The sequence below is a fragment of the Streptomyces sp. SID5643 genome, from assembly GCF_009872555.1.
Taxonomy (GTDB): Bacteria; Actinomycetota; Actinomycetes; order Streptomycetales; family Streptomycetaceae; genus Streptomyces; species Streptomyces iakyrus.
This window is the reverse complement of sequence record NZ_WWIC01000199.1, coordinates 1-2,630: the sequence shown is the minus strand read 5'-3', so window position 1 is coordinate 2,630 and position 2,630 is coordinate 1. Positions and strand designations below refer to the sequence as shown.

General features: G+C 70.8%; 1 protein-coding gene. It reads left to right on the top strand.

All coding sequences use genetic code 11. The features are described 5' to 3' along the window. The coding region (locus tag GTY56_RS22575) for a condensation domain-containing protein (protein ID WP_161367155.1) at positions 1-2,630 on the top strand (2,630 nt) is incomplete at both ends.

The window sequence follows — 2,630 nt, the reverse complement described above, 5'->3', positions numbered from 1 at the left end:
TTCGTGGCCGATCCGTTCGGTACGGGCGAGCGGCTCTACCGGACCGGTGACCTGGTGCGGTGGAACGTCGATGGTCAGGTCGAGTATTTGGGCCGGGTCGACGAGCAGGTGAAGGTACGGGGCTTCCGGATCGAGCTGGGTGAGGTCCAGGCGGCCGTCGCCGCGCATCCGCAGGTCTCCCAGGCCGTCGTCACCGTCCGCGAGGACACCCCGGGCGACAAGCGCCTGGTCGCCTACGTCGTGCCCAGCGAAGGTTCCGACGGTCAACTGACCTCGGAAGTAGACGCGTTCGTCGCGCGGAGGCTGCCGTCGTACATGGTGCCGTCGGCGGTGGTGGAGCTGGACGCGCTGCCGCTCAATGCCAATGGAAAGCTCGACCGGACTGCCCTGCCCGCCCCGGAATACCGCTCGGACGCCGGACGAGGCCCCGCGAACGCACGGGAGGAGATCCTGTGCGCCGCCTTCGCCGAGGTGCTCGGCCTGGAGAGCGTCGGCGCCGACGATGACTTCTTCGCCCTCGGTGGCCACTCGCTGCTGGCGATCCGCCTCGTCGAGGCGGTGCGGGCGCGGGGCGTGACCGTGTCGGTGCGTTCGCTGTTCCTGGCCCCGACCCCGGCCGGGCTCGCGCTGTCGGTCGGCACCGAACGGGTCGCGGTGCCGGAGAACCTCATCCCCGCGGGCGCGACTGTGATCACGCCGGAGATGCTGCCGCTGGTGGACCTGTCGGCCGAGGAGATCGAGCGGGTCGTCTCGGGCGTCGACGGCGGGGCGGCCAACGTGGCCGACGTCTACCCGCTCGCACCCCTCCAGGAAGGCATGCTCTTCCACCACATGCTCGCCGAGGGTGGCGAGGACGCGTACGTGATGCCGACGGTGGTGGAGTTCGACTCGCGTACGCGACTGGACGCGTTCGCGGACGCGCTGCAGCGGGTGATGGACCGGCACGACATCTACCGGACCTCGATCGTGTGGGAGGGGCTGCGGGAGCCGGTGCAGGTGGTGTGGCGCCGGGCCGAGCTGTCGGTGGACGAAGTGGCTCTGGACCCGCGGAGCACCGACCCGGTCACCGAGTTGCAGGCAGCGGTCGGGCTGTCCATGGATTTGGGCAGGGCCCCACTGATCGACCTGCATGTGACGGGCCTGCCGGACGGCCGGTGGCTGGCGCTGGCACGGGCGCATCACATGGTGCAGGACCATACGGCGCTGGAAGTGCTGCTCGCCGAGGTACGGGCGTTCCTGGCCGGCCACGACGAGACGCTTCCCGAGCCGTTGCCGTTCCGCAACTTCGTGGCTCAGGCGCGGTCCGGGGTGGAACGCGCGGAGCACGAGCGGCACTTCGCCGAGCTTCTGGGAGATGTCGAGGAGCCGACGGCACCGTTCGGGCTCGTGGACGCGCGTGGTGACGGAGCCGACGCGGTGCGGGCGCGGGTTCCCCTCGACGAGCATCTGCACGAGCGGCTGCGGAGTGCCTCCCGGCAGCTGGGTGTCAGTGCGGCGACGGTGCTGCATGTCGCATGGGCGCGCGTTCTGGCCGTGGTCAGCGGCCGGGATGACGTGGTGTTCGGCACGGTGCTCTTCGGCCGGATGAACACCGGAACGGACGCGGACGGTGTGCCGGGTCCGTTCATCAACACGCTGCCCGTACGCGTCCGGACCGAAGAGACGGACGTACTCGCGGCGGTGGCGGCGATGCGCGACCAGCTTGCGGGCCTGCTGGAGCATGAGCACGCACCGCTGGCGCTGGCCCAGCGGGCCAGCGGGGTCCCCGGAGACACCCCCCTGTTCACGTCGTTCCTCAACTACCGCCACAACAGCGGTCAGGACGATGAGAACGAAGGCCGGGCCGGAGCGATGGAGGGCATCCGGCTGGTGTACTCGCGGGAGCGCACCAACTATCCGCTGATGGTGTCGGTCGACGACAACGGGGACTCGATGTCGCTGGCTGTGGACGCGGTGGCACCGGTCGATCCGCGCGCGGTGGCGGTGCTGGTGCGCACCGCCGTGGATGGCCTGGTGTCCGGGCTTGAGCAGGTGCTCGCCGGTGGCCCGGATGTGCCGTTGGGCTCGGTCCAGGTCCTGGACGAGGCCGGGTTGCGGCAGGTGGTGTCGGAGTGGAACGACACCGGGACCGTGGTGGAGCCTTCGACGGTGCCGGGGTTGTTCGAGGCGCAGGTGGTGCGGACGCCGGATGCGGTGGCGGTGGTCGCCGAGGGTGTGGAGGTGTCGTACGCGGAGCTGGACGCGCGGGCGAACCGGCTGGCGCGGTTGCTGGTTTCCCGGGGTGTCGGCGCGGAGTCCGTGGTCGGCGTGTGCATGGGGCGCGGTGTCGACACGGTGGCGGCGTTGCTGGGTGTGATGAAGGCGGGTGGCGCGTATCTGCCGGTCGACCCGGAGTACCCGGCCGAGCGGATCAGCTACATGCTCGACCGTGCCGGTGCTGTCGTGGTGCTGGCCTCGGCGGCGGTGGAGGGTGTGTTGCCGAGCGGCGTGGCGCGCGTCGTGGTGGACGCGCCGTCGGTGGTCGAGGAACTGGCCCGCCTCGATGGCGGTGGTCTGGCCGGGGCGGGACCGCGGCCGGGGAATCCGGCGTATGTGATTTTCACGTCGGGTTCGACGGGGCGTCCGAAGGG